Annotated in this window: 16 protein-coding genes; 10 read left to right on the top strand and 6 right to left on the bottom strand. The window is 70.3% G+C overall.

What is annotated here, in order from left to right; translation table 11 throughout:
• Positions 1-40: 40 nt before the first annotated feature.
• Positions 41-583 carry a hypothetical protein gene (locus tag E6A21_RS15495; protein WP_425471570.1) on the bottom strand — a complete coding sequence of 181 codons (543 nt, stop codon included), beginning with the start codon at positions 581-583 and terminating at the stop codon, positions 41-43.
• Between the two features lie 35 nt (positions 584-618).
• On the opposite strand from E6A21_RS15495, the gene E6A21_RS18450 reads away from it, so the two are divergent.
• Together E6A21_RS18450 and E6A21_RS15490 are read left to right on the top strand one after the other, a co-directional pair.
• Positions 619-780: a pentapeptide repeat-containing protein gene (locus tag E6A21_RS18450; protein WP_425471569.1), complete on the top strand. Its 162-nt coding sequence runs from the start codon at positions 619-621 to the stop codon at positions 778-780.
• Positions 781-911: 131 nt separating this feature from the next.
• Entirely contained in the window at positions 912-1,655 is a 744-nt protein-coding gene (locus tag E6A21_RS15490; protein ID WP_138445054.1) for an MBL fold metallo-hydrolase, read from the top strand.
• 33 nt (positions 1,656-1,688) lie between these two features.
• Here the strand turns inward: E6A21_RS15490 and E6A21_RS15485 are convergent, their stop codons facing one another.
• Together E6A21_RS15485 and E6A21_RS15480 are read right to left on the bottom strand one after the other, a co-directional pair.
• Entirely contained in the window at positions 1,689-2,957 is a 1,269-nt protein-coding gene (locus tag E6A21_RS15485; protein ID WP_138445053.1) for an MFS transporter, read from the bottom strand.
• 26 nt (positions 2,958-2,983) lie between these two features.
• Positions 2,984-3,556: a hemerythrin domain-containing protein gene (locus tag E6A21_RS15480; protein ID WP_138445052.1), complete on the bottom strand. Its 573-nt coding sequence runs from the start codon at positions 3,554-3,556 to the stop codon at positions 2,984-2,986.
• 211 nt (positions 3,557-3,767) lie between these two features.
• Between E6A21_RS15480 and E6A21_RS15475 the strand changes: the two genes are divergently transcribed.
• A complete protein-coding gene (locus tag E6A21_RS15475; protein ID WP_171041436.1) occupies positions 3,768-4,496 on the top strand; it encodes a GAF and ANTAR domain-containing protein in 729 nt (242 codons plus the stop codon).
• A gap of 52 nt (positions 4,497-4,548) precedes the next feature.
• Here E6A21_RS15475 and E6A21_RS15470 read toward each other — a convergent pair whose 3' ends face one another.
• Positions 4,549-5,232 (bottom strand): alanyl-tRNA editing protein, encoded by a 684-nt coding sequence (locus tag E6A21_RS15470; RefSeq protein ID WP_138445050.1) that lies wholly within the window; start codon positions 5,230-5,232, stop codon positions 4,549-4,551.
• A gap of 1 nt (position 5,233) precedes the next feature.
• Positions 5,234-5,572, bottom strand: a complete 339-nt coding sequence (locus tag E6A21_RS15465) for a cell division protein CrgA (protein ID WP_246036565.1) — start codon at positions 5,570-5,572, stop codon at positions 5,234-5,236.
• Positions 5,573-5,737: 165 nt separating this feature from the next.
• Here E6A21_RS15465 and E6A21_RS15460 point away from each other — a divergent pair, with 165 nt between their 5' ends.
• Both E6A21_RS15460 and E6A21_RS15455 read left to right on the top strand, forming a co-directional pair.
• Complete coding sequence (locus E6A21_RS15460) at positions 5,738-6,388, top strand: aminodeoxychorismate/anthranilate synthase component II (RefSeq protein ID WP_138445049.1); 651 nt, start codon at positions 5,738-5,740, stop codon at positions 6,386-6,388.
• A gap of 76 nt (positions 6,389-6,464) precedes the next feature.
• Positions 6,465-6,911, top strand: a complete 447-nt coding sequence (locus E6A21_RS15455; RefSeq protein ID WP_138445048.1) for an Rrf2 family transcriptional regulator — start codon at positions 6,465-6,467, stop codon at positions 6,909-6,911.
• Here E6A21_RS15455 and E6A21_RS15450 read toward each other — a convergent pair.
• Positions 6,874-7,533 carry a TetR/AcrR family transcriptional regulator gene (locus tag E6A21_RS15450; protein ID WP_138445047.1) on the bottom strand — a complete coding sequence of 220 codons (660 nt, stop codon included), beginning with the start codon at positions 7,531-7,533 and terminating at the stop codon, positions 6,874-6,876. The two genes, E6A21_RS15455 and E6A21_RS15450, sit on opposite strands and share 38 nt — an antisense overlap.
• 183 nt (positions 7,534-7,716) lie before the next feature.
• Here E6A21_RS15450 and E6A21_RS15445 point away from each other — a divergent pair, with 183 nt between their 5' ends.
• The 5 genes from E6A21_RS15445 to atzF are packed head-to-tail and all read left to right on the top strand — an operon-like array spanning position 7,717 to position 16,238.
• Positions 7,717-9,219 (top strand): amino acid permease, encoded by a 1,503-nt coding sequence (locus tag E6A21_RS15445; RefSeq protein ID WP_138445089.1) that lies wholly within the window; start codon positions 7,717-7,719, stop codon positions 9,217-9,219.
• A gap of 41 nt (positions 9,220-9,260) precedes the next feature.
• On the top strand, positions 9,261-10,133 hold the full coding sequence (locus E6A21_RS15440; RefSeq protein ID WP_138445046.1) for an urea amidolyase associated protein UAAP1: 873 nt from the start codon (positions 9,261-9,263) through the stop codon (positions 10,131-10,133).
• Positions 10,130-10,861, top strand: coding sequence for an urea amidolyase associated protein UAAP2 (locus tag E6A21_RS15435; protein ID WP_425471567.1), 732 nt, complete (start codon positions 10,130-10,132; stop codon positions 10,859-10,861). Before E6A21_RS15440 ends, E6A21_RS15435 begins: the two co-directional genes overlap by 4 nt.
• Complete coding sequence (gene uca / locus E6A21_RS15430; protein ID WP_138445045.1) at positions 10,858-14,505, top strand: urea carboxylase; 3,648 nt, start codon at positions 10,858-10,860, stop codon at positions 14,503-14,505. Before E6A21_RS15435 ends, uca begins: the two co-directional genes overlap by 4 nt.
• A complete protein-coding gene (gene atzF / locus E6A21_RS15425; protein ID WP_138445044.1) occupies positions 14,502-16,238 on the top strand; it encodes an allophanate hydrolase in 1,737 nt (578 codons plus the stop codon). Before uca ends, atzF begins: the two co-directional genes overlap by 4 nt.
• Positions 16,239-16,286: the final 48 nt, after the last annotated feature.

The raw sequence follows: 16,286 nt of genomic DNA, 5'->3' as shown, positions 1-16,286 counted from the left end.
GCGCGAGTTCCCGGCGGCGATGGTGGCGACGTACAAGGGCTCAGACGTCGAGGGCGGCCCTGTCGATCCTGCGGTGGAAGCGCATGCCTGTGGCCCCGCCCAGGACGGCGCCCGCGAGGGTGATCAAGGCTGCGGCGACCAGCACAATCACGCCGCCGAGGGTGAGGGTGCCCTCGTCGACCGGAATGCGGGGGAAGCTGTTCAGGGAGCCGAGGACGTTGAACCTGCTCCCGGCGGCCGCGGCAAGGGCGGCGAGGACGACGGCGACGATCACAGCCCACAGCCACACGGCAATGCCCTGCCTGGCGCCGTCGAAGCGGGCCATCCGCCCGGCCACGTACCCTCCGCAGAAGTAGGAGACGAAGAGGATCAGAACCAGCCCGATGCCCCCGACCAGGCCTACCGTGGAAGAGGACTGCGCGGCCAGTGCCGCCGGATCGGTCTGGGTCGCGATCCCCACGCCCGCTCCCGCTGCCGTCAGCAGTGCAATGAGAAGCACCGATATGCCGGTCGCTGTGACCCAGCCGAAGAAGGCGGAGCCGAACTTCATCCCGCCGAAACGTCGCTTCTGCTGAGCAGTCATCGCCCGCAGGTCGCGCTCCCGGCCGTCCGGGTTCTCTGCTTCGCGGTGCTCTGCTTCGCGGTGTTCGGCTTCGCGGTGCTCGGCTTCGCGGTGTTCGGCTTCACGCTGCTCGCTCGTGTCGCCGCGATGGCTCGGGGTCATGGGGTGCCTGCCTTCCAGTCGGTGGGCCTTCTTCCGGTGGTGCGCCTTACTCCTAAGGAAGCTGTTCCCCAGATTTGGTGGAACCTCCCAGATTGCCGCCGGGGGAGTTGAGCGCCTGCCGAGCCCCTGTTTCTCCGGTGCCGTCCGCGGGTACCGCAGCAGGAGCGCCGTCGATCGGAGAACTCCCATGCTGGTACCTCGCGTCGCCGAAGGCGTCCACCTCATCACTCACGCCTATGTGAACTGCTACCTCATCGAGGACGACGACGGCGTGACCCTCGTCGACGCGGGGCTCCCGAGCATGTGGCCCATGCTGCGCGAGCTCCTCGAGACCCTGAACCGGACTCCCCGCGATATCCGTGCGATCGTGCTCACGCACGGGCACTTCGACCACGTGGGCTTCGCCCTGAGGGCGCACCGTGAGTGGGGGACGCCGGTTCTCGTCCATCGCGAGGACGCTCGCCTCGCGGCGCACCCCTACCGCTACCGACCTCAGCGCAGCCGCTTCCTCTACCCGTTCACGCACCCAGGTTCGCTGCCCAAGCTGGGCCGAATGGCCGCCGCCGGTGCATTGGGGGTGAGGGGGATCGCCGAGACCCGCCCGCTGGGCCCTGGTTCCGCGCTCCCGGTCCCCGGATCGCCGACGGTGATCCATACGCCCGGCCACACGGATGGCCACTGCATTCTCCACCTGCCAGAGCGTGACGCGCTCCTCACTGGGGACGCCCTCGTCACGCTCGACCCCTACACCGGGCACTCCGGCGCTCAGATCGTGGCCTCGGCGGCGACGAAGAGCACTCGGCAGGCGCTCGCCTCGCTCGACGCGATCGCCGCGACCGGCGCGAGGATCCTCCTGCCGGGTCATGGCGACCCGTGGGTGCGCGGCTCTGAGAGGGCCGTCGCGGAAGCCATCCGCATCGGCGCGCACTAGCCCGCGGCGGCCGCCCCAACCGACCTCGCTGGGCTAACCGACCTCACTGGGTTCGCTCGTGTCCCGACGCGAATGCGGTCGGTGGGGGACGTACCGCGGGATGTACCGCCCCAGGATCCCGGCTCCGATCAGGGACAGCACCCCGATGGCTCCGCTCGCCAAGGGGAGCGACGCGACTGCCGTGAGGCCGGCGACGAGCAGCGGCGCCGCAGCCTGCCCGCCGTCGCCCGCGAACCGCCACGCCCCGAGGAAGGCGGCCGGGCTGTTCCGGGGGGCGAGGTCGGCGCCCAGGGTCATGACGATCCCGCTCCCCATGCCGTTCGCGAGGGAGAGGACGAGGACGACGGCGACGAACCACGCGGCTCGGCCCGGCACGTCGTGCACGAAGGCGAGGGCGACGAAGCCGCTGCCGAGTCCGATCATGCAGGGCATGACGCTCCAGAGCCGTCCCCAGCGGTCCATGATGTGGCCGCTGGTGTAGAACAGGGCGAATTCGACGCCGCCCGCGATGCCGATCACCAGGGCGGTGTTCGCCTCGCCGAGCCCGATGCTGAGCGCCCACAGGGGGAGCAGCGTCGTGCGGGCGGATCGTGCGGCTCCCACGAGCGCCACACCCGACCCCATCCGCAGGAGGACCGCCCGGTGCGCCCAGATCGTCCGGAAGAGGCCGTGGTGCTCTGCGCCGACGGTGCGGGCTGCGTCCTTGGCTGCGCCCCCAGCTTCAGCTGTCCGCTCGGGGTCCGGCAGGACCAGGAGGGAGAGGGCGGCGGCGGTGCAGCCGACGGCGAAGATCCAGAACGCCGATTGGGGTGTCCCGGTCGCGGTGATGACGCCGGAGGCGATGAGTGGCCCGATGAACCAGCCGCCGCGGAAGATGCCCCCCAGCGTCGAGAGCGCGCGGGCCCGGTAGCGGAGCGGCACGTGGGTGGTCATGAACGCGTGGCGGGCGAGGGCGAACACGGCCGTGGCGACGCCGATGAGCAGGACTCCGGCGAGGAGGACCCAGGGATTGGGCGCGGCAAGGCACACGAGGATGCCGCCGAGGGCCACGAACGCCGCGCCCATCATCGACGTGCGCTCGCCGACGCGGGAGACGACCCAGCCCGCTGGAATGTCCCCCGCGAGCTCCCCGACCATGACCATCGAGGCCACGAAGCCCGCGAGGGCGAGCGACGCCCCGAGGTTGTGCGCCACGAGCGGGATGATCGGCAGGATCGCGCCTTCGCCCGTCGAGAAGAGGAGGGTCGGGAGGAAGACGGGCAGGGCTATGGAGCGGAAGGTGAAGGGCGCGGAGGCAGGCATGGCCCTTTCACCTTACGCCTCGTCCACTACTCGGTATGACGGCCCGAGAGCTTGTCGCGCAGCCGGTCGACCAAGCCGACGCCTGCCCCGAGCGTCTTGTGGAACAGCTCCGAGTGCGGAGCCTCCGGGTGGGGCCGGGTGGGCGCAAGCCGCTTTGCGTTCTCGACCTTCTTGCCGAGGTCGACGAGCTTGTCGGCCGGGATGCTGGCCCGAAGCTTGGGGAACTGGTCAGTCTCCTCGTCGTTCGCGTGGTGCCTGAGCAGCTGGTCGAGTTCGCGGACCGTGACGAGGAAGCTGGGATCCTCGGAGTCGATGCCTTCGAGCCGCTTCATGAGCTCCACGATCTCCTGGTGCTCGTGCTTGTCGTGCTCGACCTCCTCGGCGCCGTTCGGCACGTGCTCCTCGACGGCCGGGTAGACGTACATCTCCTCCGCAACTGCGTGGCGCATCACCTCCGCGATGACCGTGTCGGCAAGCTCGCGCTGCTGCTTGGCATCGGGCGTGGTCTCGATCGTCGAGAGCAGTTCGACCATGGCCTGATGGTCGGCGGTGAGGATGTCGACGACGTCCTGCTCAACGGGTTCGGCTCCACTGGTCATCGGATTCCCTTCTCGAGTCTGGCTCTTGGCTGACTCCTACCCACTCCGTGCGGGCGCAGCTAAAAAACCCTGGAGAAAACGCAGCCGGAAGGACGCGCACCCGGCGGCTTCGGAGCCTGGCCACGCGGGTTTCAGAGTGATTTCCGCGGGCAACTATTTCCTATGGTCCTCAAGCCCGCAAGCAGAGCGGGTATCCGGTTGGAGGGGTCTGATGATGGAAGAACTCAGCGCAGTCGAGTCCGAGGAGTTCCTGGATCTGCTGCTCGAGAGCCACGATCTGGCGGCCTTCCTGCAGCGGCTTTCCGAGGTCGCCGCACGCGATCTTTCCGGGCCCGACGAGGTGCACTGCAGCGTCACGCTCGCACGCGAACGGCGGAAGGACACCGTCGCCAACAGCGATGAGGTGGCCGAGAAGATGGACGAGATCCAGTATTCGTGCGGCGAAGGCCCGTGCCAGGATGCGGCGCTCACGGGCCACTCGGTCGACGTCCCGGACCTGCTCCGCGACCTGCGGTATCCGCGGTACCGCAAGGCCATGGCAGAGACCGGCATCCGGGCGGTCTTCGCCGCCCCGATTCCGTTGCCCTCTTCGTCCCGGGCATCGGCCGCGCTCAACTGCTATAGCGCCGAGCCCGGCGTCCTGCGGGATCGGCAGGCGCGCGCCGAGGAGATCGCGGCGCTCGCGGCCAAGTCGGTGCTGCTCGCCGTGAAGTTCGCGAACGAGTGGGATCGGGCCGCCGACCTTGCAGCCGCCCTCGAGTCGCGGACGGCGATCGACCTCGCGGCGGGCGTGATCATGGCGCAGTCTGGCTGCACGCACGAGAAGGCCATCGAGGTGCTCAAGACAGCGTCGATGAACCGGAACATCAAGCTCCGCGATGTCGCGACGTCGATCCTCGCACGTTTCGATGATGCCGACCCGAAGACCTATTTCAGCTGAGGTCCCTGCCGGGCGTCCCTATCGGCCCGACCTGCACGGGTGCGGCCAGCGCCTACGCGTGCTCGGCCTCGTAGCGGACCTTGATCGCCCCGCGCTTGACCTTGACCTCGAGGATCCGCACCTTCGCGAGGTCGGCGAGCGAGCGGACGTGCGTCCCACCGCAGGGTTCGGAGTTCACTCCCTCGATCGTGACGGTGCGGTGCCCCGTCTCGTCGAGCGTCGCCGTCACTGAACCGCCACGGGCCAGTGCCGCGTCCATCCCGGCCTGGAGCTCGGCACGGACGGCCTCCCGCGACTCCGGCGTCGCAAGCTCCTCCTCGTGGCCTTCCGGGTCGAAGTCGAGGCGTGCCTGGGCTGGGAAGTGGCTGTGGCCCGAGTGCTGCCAGCCCCGCGCCTCGCCGAGCGCCCCAAGGATGTGCCCCGCCGTGTGCAGGGCCGCGTGGAGGCGGCGCCGGTCGGCGTCGATCGAACAGACGACGGCGGAACCCACCTCGAGCGTCGCCGGTGCCCCCGAGAGGACCACGACCCCGGCGTCGTCCCGCGCCGGGGCGACCGGGGCGCCGTCGACCGTGCCCTCATCCGAGGGCTGACCGCCGCCTTTGGGGTGGAAGATGTTCGGCGAGACCGCAACCCAGCGCTCGCCGCCGCCGTCGGAAGTGCCCGCGGCAATGACCGTGGCCGGCGACTCGGTGAGGTAGGTGTCCTGGTAGTAGGCCTGCTCCTGGCGGGCGGTCACGTCAGCCGCGCCAGCGCAGGGTCATGAGGAACCCCGCGATCGCGATAGCGAAGCCGATGAGGATGTTCCAGTTGCCGAAGGCGGGCACCGGGAACAGGCCCTGGGTCACGTAGAACACGATGATCCACAGCAGGCCGACCACCATGAGCGTGAACATCAGGTACTTGTACCACTGGGGTGTGGGTCCGGACGCGACCCGTGCGGGACGCCGCTTCTTCTTGGCCTTGGGCCTCCGGGCGTCCTTCTTCGGGGCGGTCTTCGCGGAAGAGACCTTCGTGGACAGGGGCTTCTTGGCCCCGTTCGCCGTCGTCGGCTCGGGCTTCTCCGTCGATTCGGGCACTGGTCCTCCTCGGGGCCGGCTTCGGCTGAGCTGGGGCCCACTTGGTATCCTGCAAACACCGCCGATGTGCCGGGGTGCCGCCTGCTGGCTGGTCAATGGTTCTGACAGCCAAGTCTAGCCGCCTCGGCCACCGGCCAACCCACTCCCACGATTGGCCGAACTGCAATGAGCACCCGCATCCTCGTCATCGACAACTACGACTCGTTCGTCTACACGCTGGTGGGCTACCTGCAGCAGCTCGGCGCCGAGACGACCGTCGTGAGGAACGACGACGTCTCGCTGGCCGAGGCGACCGAGCTCGCCGCGGCGCGCGACGGCGTCCTTATTTCGCCCGGCCCGGGCAACCCCGCGGAGGCGGGCGTGTGCATCGAGCTCATCAAGTGGTGCGGCGAGGTCGGGAAGCCCATGCTGGGCGTGTGCCTCGGCCATCAGGCGCTCGCGGAGGCCTACGGCGGCAAGGTCACACATGCGCCCGAGCTCATGCACGGAAAGACTTCCCTCGTCGAGCACGAGGGCAAGGGGGTCTTCGCGGGACTGAAGTCGCCGTTCACGGCGACCCGCTACCACTCGCTCGCCGCCGTCGCAGATAGCATTCCGGATGTCCTCGAGGTCACGGCACACACGCATTCGGGCGTCATCATGGGCCTCCAGCACAAGTCCGCCCCCTTGTGCGGCGTGCAATTCCACCCTGAGAGCGTGCTCACCGAGGGCGGATACCAGATGCTCGGCAACTGGCTCGAGTCGCTGGGGCTCGTCGGCGCCGCGGAGAAGGCGGCGCCGCTCAGCCCGCTCATCCACGCGGAGGACGCGCACTGACCCGAGGCCCTCAGGGCCAAGGGCTCGAGGGAGCCCGTCATAGATTTCCATAACGGGCGTTAGTAGACTCCGGGCCATGCGCATCCGGGCGTTCGAAGACCTCGTTCTGCGCGTCCTGATGCTGCTCAACTCCCCGGACGCCGAAGGCCAGATGACCACCCAGTCCATCGCCGAACGCGTCGCGACTCCCTACAACCACGTCAGCAAGGCCATCATCGGCCTGCGTCGGCTCGGCCTCATCGAGTCCCAGCGCGGGCGCCGCGGCGGTGTCCGCCTGACGGAGGCAGGCCGGAAGGCCACGGTCGGTGCAGTCCTCCGTGCGCTCGACGACCGCGAGGATGTTCCGGACTGCCGCTCCGCGAAGGGCGACTGCGTCCTCTTGCCCTCCTGCGGCCTCCGGTCGGCGCTGCGGTTGGCGAGGGAGGCGTTCTACCGGGAGCTCGACGACGTGCTCGTCAGGGCCCTGCACCCGGGCCCCTCGCCGCTCACGCTGGCCCAAGCAGCTCCGAGGCCCGCCTTCTGATCTTCTCGGCGTCCGGTTCGAGGCCGAGCAGCCGCAATCCCGCGTCCGCGGTCTCCTGTGCCGAGTCCGCGTGGGCGAGGCCGTCCGCCCTCAGGCTGATGAGCGATTCGACGAGGCGGAACACGAGGTCGCCGGTTCCTGGCCGCTCAGGCCGTGGGGAGAGCTGCTCGTAGATATCCCGCAGTTCCCGGCGCAGCCCGAGGAACGCCGCGAAGCGTTCGGCCCGCGCCTCGGGCAGGTGATAGAGGACCCCGAGGTTCCATTGCGCCGAACAGAGCTCCGTCCCGTCGTAGAGCGAGAGGGTGTAGAGGCGGGCCGCGCGCTCGGTGCGGTGGTCGCCGTCGTCCGCCGGAAGGCCCTGCGCGAGGCGCCGGGCGAACTCCAGGCTGCCCGAGACCGTTTCGGCGAGGAGGGCCTCGAGGATCTCGTCCTTCGTGGGGAAGTGGTGGTACAGCGACGACTGGCGCATGCCCACCGCCTCGGCAATCGCCCGTGTGGAGGTCTGGGCGTAGCCGCGGGTCGTGAAGAGCTCGGCCGCGGCGTCGAGGATCTCCTCCCGGGCCGACGCACCCGGCCGTACCTTCCTCTGGGCACGGGGGCGCCCGGGCCGTGACTCGCTCATGCTCCGATTCTCACATCCGTCGGAAGGGCCGCGGACGACAGTGAGCCATCGGAAACCTGCCCGACCCACAACCGCCTCGCACTTCTTACATCCCTGAAGCGATTCCATCATGAGCGCCCGAAAAACTATCACTTGACCGGTATTCATCCCGCCGGAGTGACCCTCCTACCCCTCGAAGCGCTCATGACTGTCACCGACCTCCCTCAGGCCGCCACCCCGTCGTCCGACGACGTCGACCTCGCCTCGCTCGGCTATCGGCCGACCCTCCAGCGCAAGCTCGGCCGGTATGCGTCCTTCGCAGCGGGCTTCTCGTTCGTCTCGATCCTGACCACGATCTTCCAGCTTTTCGCCTTCGGCTACTCGTTCGCCGGGCCGGCCTTCTTCTGGACGTGGCCCATCGTGCTGCTCGGCCAGCTCCTCGTCGCCCTCAACTTCGCCGAGCTGGCATCCCGCTATCCGATCTCCGGAGCGGCCTACCAGTGGGCGCGGCGCCTGGGCGGGCACACCATCGGCTGGTTCGCCGGATGGTACATGGCGCTCGCCCAGGTCATCACGGCGGCTGCCGCGGCGATCGCACTGCAGGTCGTCCTGCCCCAGCTGTGGGGCGGCTTCCAAGTCGTCGGCGGCGACCCGGCGCTCGACACCACGACGGGCGCGGCCAACGCCGTCGTCCTCGGGGCGGGACTGCTCGTCGTCACGACGGTCATCAACATCCTGGGCGTCAAGATCATGTCCCACGTCAACTCCATCGGCGTCACGTGCGAGATCGTCGGCGTCGCGTGCGTCGTCCTCGCGCTGTTCAGCGCCTCGCGCCGCGGGGCGATGGTCGTCGAGGACACGTCAGTGCTGCACGGATCGAGCCTCGGAGTGGTCGGTGGGTTCCTCGTCTCGGGCCTCATGGCCGCCTACGTCATGGTCGGCTTCGACTCGGCGGGCGAGCTCTCCGAGGAGACGAAGGACCCGCGCCGGACGACGCCGCGCACCATCATCTCGGCCCTCCTCGTGAGCGGGGTGGGCGGGGCGCTCATGATCGTCGCCGCGCTCATGGCTGCACCGAGCCTGGACGACGGGCACCTCGCGACCGACGGCCTCCCCTACGTGCTGACCGCGGTCCTCGGCACGTTCTGGGGCAAGATCCTCCTCGCCGACGTCGCCATCGCGATCTCGGTGTGCACGCTCGCGATCCAGACGGCCGGCTCGCGGCTCGTCTTCTCCATGGCCCGTGACGGCCAGCTCCCGGCGGCCCGGCAGCTCTCGGCGGTCCACGCACGGCGTGGCACCCCGGTCTGGCCCTCGCTCATCATCGGCGCACTCGCCGTCGCCGTCCTCGCCATCAACATCGGCAACGCGGCGCTGTTCACGACCCTCTCGAGCGTCTGCATCGTCATGATCTATCTCGCCTACCTGCTCATCACGGTTCCGCTCCTCGTCCAGCGGGTCCGCGGCCGCTGGAACCGTGAGGCCGAACCGGGCTTCTTCTCACTCGGCAAGTGGGGCATCGCCGTGAACGGCCTTGCCGTCGCCTACGGAGCGGCCATGCTCGTGAACCTCGCGTGGCCACGGCCCGAGGTCTACGACCCCGCCGGCGACAACCCCGTCCTCCTCTTCGCCGCGCCGCTCGTCCTCGCGGCGGTCGGACTCGTGGGCTACTTCGTGCGCCGCCGAATCGCCGCGCGCGCAGCGTGAGCCCCGCGAACCCGCCAGCAATCATCACCTGAAAGGGAGCCATGCAGGAAGAGCGAACGACGACGACGGCGACCACCGCCGGCGCCCGCACCCACGCCCGGGCCCAGCACGGCCGCACCGCAGAGACGATGCGCTTCGTCCCAGCGCAGTCCGCGCCCCGGCACCTCCTGGAGCAGCTGCCACCGGGAGTGGGCTCCGAACGGGTGACGTGGGCCGAGGCGCTCGCATTCGGGCGGTACACCGTGATGCCCCTCGCGCGCGGGACGCGGGTCCGCCTTGTGGACGTCGGGGGCGACGCGTGCGTGCACGCCGTCCTGTACAGGGCAGGGGCAGCGCACGAGCGGCTCAACGTGGCGGACACGGTCAAGGTACCTTGGCAGGCGTACCCCGGGACCGGGCACCCGCTGCTCTCCGATGCCGGCCGCCTCATGGCCACAGTCGTCGCAGACACTTCGGGCCGCCACGACGCCCTCACCGGCACGACGACTCTGGCAGGCAACACGGAGAGGTACGGCGCGGGTTCGGCGCACTCGGCCTCGCCAGCGGGTCGCGAGCTGCTCACGCTCGGAGCGCTCAAGCAGGGCCTCGAACGCCGGGACGTGCCGCCGTCGATCTCGTTCTTCAAAGGCGTGCGCGTCGAGCGGGACGGCTCGATCCGGTTCCTCGGGAGCGCGGGGGCAGGGGCCGCCGTCGAGCTCCTGCTCCAACTGGATGCCGTCCTCGTCCTGGCCAATACCGCCCATCCCCTCGATCCACGCCCCGAGTTCACGGGGACGGCGGTCGAGCTGCTCGCGTGGCGCGCCCGGGAGGACCTCGAGGCACTCGCGGACGGCTCGCTCGTCGACCTCGGCCCCGAGCACCGCCAGGCACTCGACAACACGGAGCACGATCTCGCAGCAAGGAGCTACGCATGACCGCCGCCATGACTACCGCCCCCACGACTACAGCCTCCATCGGGGCAGTCCCCTCCGCGCGTGAAGCGGCACTCGTCCCCGGCGAGGTCGTCCTCGACGAGTTCGTGGAGGCCCGAGGCCCGTGGTCGGCGGTCGTCGAGGCCGGCAACGTCCTCACGATCGTCGACCTCGAAGGCAACCAGGCGGTCGACTGCCTCCTCTACGCGGCGGCGGACCACTCGGTCCGGTACTCCGCGTCCGCGACCATTGCCCGCCAGCGTTCCATCGTCCTCACGACGGGTTCCGTGCTCCGCGCTGACAATGGCGAGGCGCTCATGACGGTCGTCGCCGACGAGGTCGGCGTGCACGACACGATCGGCGGCGCGTGCTCCCAGGAGTCCAACACCCTGCGCTACGGCCAGCACACGCGCGAGCAGCACGCGTGCGTCGAGAACTTCCTCGTCGAAGGCTCCCGCTGGGGCCTCGGCAAGCGAGACCTCGTCTCGAACATCAACTGGTTCATGAATGTTCCCGTAGATCCGGACGGAGCGCTGGGGATAGTCGACGGACTCTCCGCGCCGGGCAAGCGCGTCGCCCTCCGTGCGGAGGCAGCCACGCTCGTGCTCGTCTCGAACTGCCCGCAGATCAACAACCCCTGCAACGGCTTCAACCCCACGCCGGTCCGCATGATCGTCACCCGACCCGCGGCGGCACCTTCCGTCCAGACCCCGGAGGAGTCCGCACGATGAGCTTCGATACCCTCCTCGTCGCCAACCGTGGCGAGATCGCGTGCCGCATCATCCGCTCGGCGCACAAGCTCTCCCTCCGCACCGTCGCCGTGTTCTCCGAGGCGGACCGGGGGGCAGCCCACGTCAGGCTTGCCGATGAGGCGGTGCTCCTGGGGGCTTCGCCGGCGAAGGAGTCCTACCTGAACGTCCAGGCGATCCTGGCGGCCGCCGAAGTCACCGGGGCTGGTGCGATCCACCCGGGCTACGGCTTCCTGTCCGAGGATGCCGAGTTCGCCGAGGCCGTCGAATCCGCAGGGCTCGTCTTCGTCGGCCCGACCCCCGACCAGCTCCGCGCGTTCGGCACCAAGCACACGGCCCGCGAAGCGGCGCGCGCTGCCGGGGTGCCGATGATGAAGGGTTCCGGCCTCCTGCCCGATGTCACGGCCGCGCTCGAGGCCGCCGACCGGATCGGCTTCCCGCTCATGCTCAAGGCCACCGGCGGGGGTGGCGGGATCGGCATGACAGTCTGCCGCTCTGTGGGCGAGCTCGCCGAAGCCTACGATCGGGTCGCGCGCTTGGCGGCCTCGAGCTTCGGCACGGACGGGGTCTTCGCCGAGCGGTATGTGGAACGCGCGCGGCACGTCGAGGTCCAGGTGTTCGGCGACGGCCGGGGTCGGGTCGTGAGCCTCGGCGATCGGGACTGCTCGCTCCAGCGGCGCCACCAGAAGGTGCTCGAGGAGGCACCCGCGCCCGCCCTCCCGGACGGGCTCCGGGCCGAGCTGCACCGTGCGGCCCGGGCCCTCTGCTCCTCGGTTGCGTATCGCTCCGCGGGCACCGTGGAGTTCGTCTACGATCCAGTCCGCGAGGAGGCCTCCTTCCTCGAGGTCAACGCGAGGCTCCAAGTCGAACACCCTGTCACGGAGGCGGTGACCGGCCTCGACCTCGTCGAGTGGATGCTCCGCCTGGCGCTGAACGACGAGGGTGAGCCCGGCGTTCTCGAAGGAGTTCCGGACGCCGTGCCCGTCACGGGCTCAGCAGTCGAGGCCCGCGTCTACGCCGAGGACCCGGCGAAGAACTACCAGCCAAGCGCTGGGACCCTCACCCAGGTGAGGTATCCCGAGGGCGACGGCGTGCGCGTCGACGCGTGGGCAGAGCGCGGCACTGAGGTCTCCACCCACTATGACCCGCTCCTTGCGAAAGTCGTCACGGTCGCTGCGACGCGTGAGGCGGCCCTCGATCGGCTCGCGACTGCGCTCGCCGAGACCCGGATCGACGGCATCGAGACCAACCTCGGCCTGCTCCGCACGGTGGCCCGGCTCGACGTCGTCCGGCGTGCCGGCCACTCGACTGCGACGCTCGACGACGTGGGCGACCCCGAGCCGCGCATCACCGTGGAACGCCCGGGAATGCAGACGACGGTCCAAGACTGGCCGGGCCGAACCGGGCTCTGGAAGGTCGGCGTTCCGCCCAGCGGGCCCATGGACGATCTCTCGTTCCGTCTCGGCAACGAGGCCCTCGGCAATCCGGAGGGGGCGCCGGGGCTCGAATTCACGGTCACGGGCCCTTCCCTGCGCTTCTCGCATGAGGCGACCGTGTGCGTTGCGGGAGCGCCCGTGACCGTGACGGTCGACGGCGTGCCCGCGCGGCAGTGGGAGCCGATCACCGTACCCGCGGGCTCGCTCCTCGACCTCGGCACCGTCGGCGGTCCGGGGCTGCGCGGCTACATCCTCTTCGCGGGCGGCCTTGACGTGCCGCTGTACCTGGAGAGCGGCTCGACGTTCACCCTCGGCCAGTTCGGCGGCCATGGAGGGCGCGCGCTCCGGCCCGGCGACGTCCTCAGGACGGCGGCGCCAGCGGGGACCCCCAGGGGCGAGGTACCGGTTGAGATGCGACCGGCCCTCACCTCCGAGTGGCAGCTCGCGGTCACGGAGGGCCCGCACGGTGCTCCCGAGTTCTTCACGCGTGAGGACATCGACGAGCTGTATGCGAGCGCCTACGCGGTCCACTTCAACTCGGCTCGGACCGGCGTCCGGCTCGTCGGGCCCAAACCGCGGTGGGCACGGAGCGACGGCGGTGAGGCGGGCCTCCACCCCTCGAACATCCACGACACGCCATACTCCGTCGGCGCCCTGGACTTCACCGGGGACACCCCGATCCTGCTCGGACCGGACGGCCCGAGCCTCGGCGGCTTCGTGTGCCCCCTGACCGTCGTGGCCGCCGAGCGTTGGAAGCTCGGGCAGCTCGCCCCGGGAGACACGGTGCGCTTCGTGCCCATCCGGTCCGCCGATGCCCCCTCGCCTCGCGCACTGGGGCCCGCACGGCGGGCGGCCTCACCCGTCGTCGTGGGTCGCGGAGGCGACGCGGACGACGGCGTGCTGGCGCGGCGTCCGGAGGCGGACGGCGCACCGGCGGTGACCTACCGCCGCTCGGGTGACGACAACCTCCTCGTCGAATACGGCGACATGGTCCTCGACCTGGGGCTCCGCGCCCGGGTCCACGCGCTCCATGAGCGCATTGCGTCGCTCGGGCATCCCGGCGTCGTCGACCTCACCCCGGGCATTCGCTCGCTGCAGATCAAGGTGGACCCCGACGTCCTGCCGTCGGCGAAGCTCCTCGGGCTGGCCCAGGAGGTCGAGACAGGCCTGCCCGCGACGTCGGAGCTCGTGGTCCCGAGCCGCACCGTCCGGCTTCCGCTCTCGTGGGACGACCCCGCGACGCGCGAGGCGATCGAGCGGTACATGACCGGCGTCCGCGACGACGCGCCCTGGTGCCCCTGGAACATCGAGTTCATCCGGCGGGTCAACGGCCTCGACTCGGTCGACGACGTCTTCCGCACCGTCTTCGACGCGGAGTACCTCGTTCTCGGCCTCGGCGACGTGTACCTCGGTGCGCCGGTCGCAACGCCGCTCGATCCTCGGCACCGGCTCGTGACCACGAAGTACAACCCCGCAAGGACCTGGACCCCGGAGAACGCCGTGGGCATCGGGGGCGCCTACCTGTGCATCTACGGGATGGAAGGCCCGGGCGGCTACCAGTTCGTGGGGCGCACGACCCAGGTGTGGTCGCGCTACGCGGACAGCGCTCCGTTCGAGCCCGGATCGCCGTGGCTGCTGCGCTTCTTCGACCGGATCTCCTGGTATCCCGTGTCCCCTGAGGAACTGCTCGAGCTGCGCGCCGACATGGCCGCGGGTCGCGGTCACGTCGAGATCGAGGACGGCACCTTCTCGCTCGCTCAGCATGAGGCCTTCATCGAGGCGAACCGGGAATCCATCGAGGCGTTCCAGGTTCGGCAGGCGGCGGCGTTCTCCCGGGAGCGGCGCGCGTGGGCCGAGGCCGGCGAGTTCGACCGCGCCGAGGCTGTCCCCGTTCCGGAGCCCGTTCGCGACGTCGTCGTTCCGGTGGGAGGGGCTCTTGTCGAGGCGCCCTTCACGGCAAACGTCTGGAAGACGGACGTCGAGCCCGGGCAGCGTGTTGCCGAGGGCCAGCCGCTCATGGCCGTCGAGGCGATGAAGATGGAGACCGTCATCCACGCGCCCGCGGACGGCGTTGTCGAGCACATCCTCTCGCCGGGCCAACAGGTCACGGCGGGAGACGCGCTCGCGGTCCTCGCGCCGGTCGCGCAGGCTCTCGGATCGGTGGAAATCGATGAGGAGGCCGTCGCATGAGGACGCTGGCCGAGGCGCGCGTCCGTGCCGCCTACACGGCCATCGACGCCGTGGACCGCCCCGAGGTGTGGATCACTCTGCGGCCCGAGTCCGAGCTGCTCGCCGAAGCCCGAGAGGTCGACGGGCGCGTCGCGGCCGGGGAGCGGCTTCCCCTTGCAGGGCTCCTGCTCGCCGTGAAGAACAATATCGACGTCGCCGGAATTCGGACGACGGCGGCGTGCCCCGGCTTCGGCGAGGTTCCCGCGGAGGACGCGCCCGCCGTCGCCCGCCTCCGCGCAGCAGGCGCACTCGTGCTGGGGGCGACCAACTTGGACCAGTTCGCGACCGGCCTTGTCGGCACCCGGAGCCCCTTCGGTGCGGTTCGCGACGCCCGCCGCCCCGACAGGCTCTCGGGCGGTTCGAGTTCTGGCTCGGCGGTCGCCGTCGCACTAGGGCTTGTGGACCTCGCGCTCGGCACGGACACTGCGGGGTCGGGCAGAATCCCGGCTGGCCTCCAAGGAGTCGTGGGGATCAAGCCGACGCTCGGCGTCGTGCCCACGGACGGCCTCCTGCCCGCATGTCCATCATGGGACGCGATCACGGTCTTCGCCCGCGACCTCGCGACGGCGGAGCTCGGCGCGGGCATCATGGCCGGCGGAGCACGGCCGTGGCCGGCGAACACGAGGCTGGCAGCGCCGTCGTCCCCTCGTCTCGCCTTCCCCGCGTCCCTGCCGGGACTCCCGGAGGAGTGGCGGGCGGCGTTCGCCGACGTGATCCGAGGGCTGCAGGACCAGGGCATCCGAGCCGAGCCCATTCCCTTCGACGCCTTCCTCGAGGCTGCGCGGATGCTCTACGGGAGCTCGTTGGTGGCGGAGCGCCATGCGGCGGTCGGGGCGTATCTCGATGCGCAGCCCCCGGGTGCGGACCCCACGGTGAGCCGCATCGTGCGCTCGGCGGGTACACACACCGCGCACGCCTATGTCGCGGACCGGGTGCGGCTCGCGTCGCTCCGCGACGAGGCCCTCGCCCGGCTCGAGGGGTTCGATGCGCTCGTGATCCCGACGGCACCTCGGCATCCGAGGCTCGCCGACGTCGAGGCCGATCCCATCGGCGTGAACTCGGCCATGGGCACGTACACCAACTTCTGCAATCTCTTCGACCTCTCCGCCGTGGCAATCCCGGCCGGCATTGTCAGGGAGGCCGACGGCGAGGTCTCGCAGTTCGGTGTCACGGTGGTGGCGCGCGCGTTCGAGGACGCGGTCGCAGCCGACGTCGCGCGCAGGATCGAACACCCTGCAGAACCGCCCGCGCTCCTCTCACCCGCAGCGGCGCCGCCCGCCGTGCGCACCGCTCCGTGGCCCCTTGCTGCCGGCGCCCCCGCGGTCCCACTGGTCGTCGTCGGCGCTCACCGGCGTGGGCAGCCGCTCGTGCACGAGCTCGAAGCGCTCGGGGCAGCGTGGGACGGCGAGGTGCGCACCGCGCCTGAGTACCGGATGGTGGCCCTCGGTACCTGGCCGCCGAAGCCGGGGATCGTCCGAAGCGATCAGGGCGCCGAGATCGTCGGCGAACGGTGGCTGCTCTCGCCCGCGGCGCTCGGCGAGTTCCTTGCCGAGCTGCCCACGCCCATGCTGCTCGGCCGGATGCGGCTCGCCGACGGGAGCGAGTGCGTGGGCTTCGCGTGCGACGCCGTCGCGGCGGCCCAGTCGGAGGACATCACCGAGCATCGCGATTGGCTGGCCTGGCAGGCCCGCTGAAATCGGGAGCTGCGAGTCCGGATCACCAGAGGAGGACCAGAGGAGCCA

The sequence above is a fragment of the Sinomonas susongensis genome, from assembly GCF_005877005.1.
In the GTDB taxonomy this organism is placed as follows: Bacteria; Actinomycetota; Actinomycetes; order Actinomycetales; family Micrococcaceae; genus Sinomonas; species Sinomonas susongensis.
Note: the sequence above shows the minus strand (reverse complement) of the source record. Positions and strands in the feature narration are given on the sequence as shown.

Coding starts and splice junctions, on each gene's coding strand:
- E6A21_RS15475 (WP_171041436.1), top strand. CDS start 3,768: ATGATGGAAGAACTCAGCGCAGTCGAGTCCGAGGAGTTCCTGGATCTG.
- uca (WP_138445045.1), top strand. CDS start 10,858: ATGAGCTTCGATACCCTCCTCGTCGCCAACCGTGGCGAGATCGCGTGC.
- E6A21_RS15445 (WP_138445089.1), top strand. CDS start 7,717: ATGACTGTCACCGACCTCCCTCAGGCCGCCACCCCGTCGTCCGACGAC.
- E6A21_RS15455 (WP_138445048.1), top strand. CDS start 6,465: ATGCGCATCCGGGCGTTCGAAGACCTCGTTCTGCGCGTCCTGATGCTG.
- E6A21_RS15495 (WP_425471570.1), bottom strand. CDS start 583: ATGACTGCTCAGCAGAAGCGACGTTTCGGCGGGATGAAGTTCGGCTCC.
- E6A21_RS15480 (WP_138445052.1), bottom strand. CDS start 3,556: ATGACCAGTGGAGCCGAACCCGTTGAGCAGGACGTCGTCGACATCCTC.
- E6A21_RS15460 (WP_138445049.1), top strand. CDS start 5,738: ATGAGCACCCGCATCCTCGTCATCGACAACTACGACTCGTTCGTCTAC.
- E6A21_RS15450 (WP_138445047.1), bottom strand. CDS start 7,533: ATGAGCGAGTCACGGCCCGGGCGCCCCCGTGCCCAGAGGAAGGTACGG.
- E6A21_RS15490 (WP_138445054.1), top strand. CDS start 912: ATGCTGGTACCTCGCGTCGCCGAAGGCGTCCACCTCATCACTCACGCC.
- atzF (WP_138445044.1), top strand. CDS start 14,502: ATGAGGACGCTGGCCGAGGCGCGCGTCCGTGCCGCCTACACGGCCATC.
- E6A21_RS15435 (WP_425471567.1), top strand. CDS start 10,130: ATGACCGCCGCCATGACTACCGCCCCCACGACTACAGCCTCCATCGGG.
- E6A21_RS15440 (WP_138445046.1), top strand. CDS start 9,261: ATGCAGGAAGAGCGAACGACGACGACGGCGACCACCGCCGGCGCCCGC.
- E6A21_RS15485 (WP_138445053.1), bottom strand. CDS start 2,957: ATGCCTGCCTCCGCGCCCTTCACCTTCCGCTCCATAGCCCTGCCCGTC.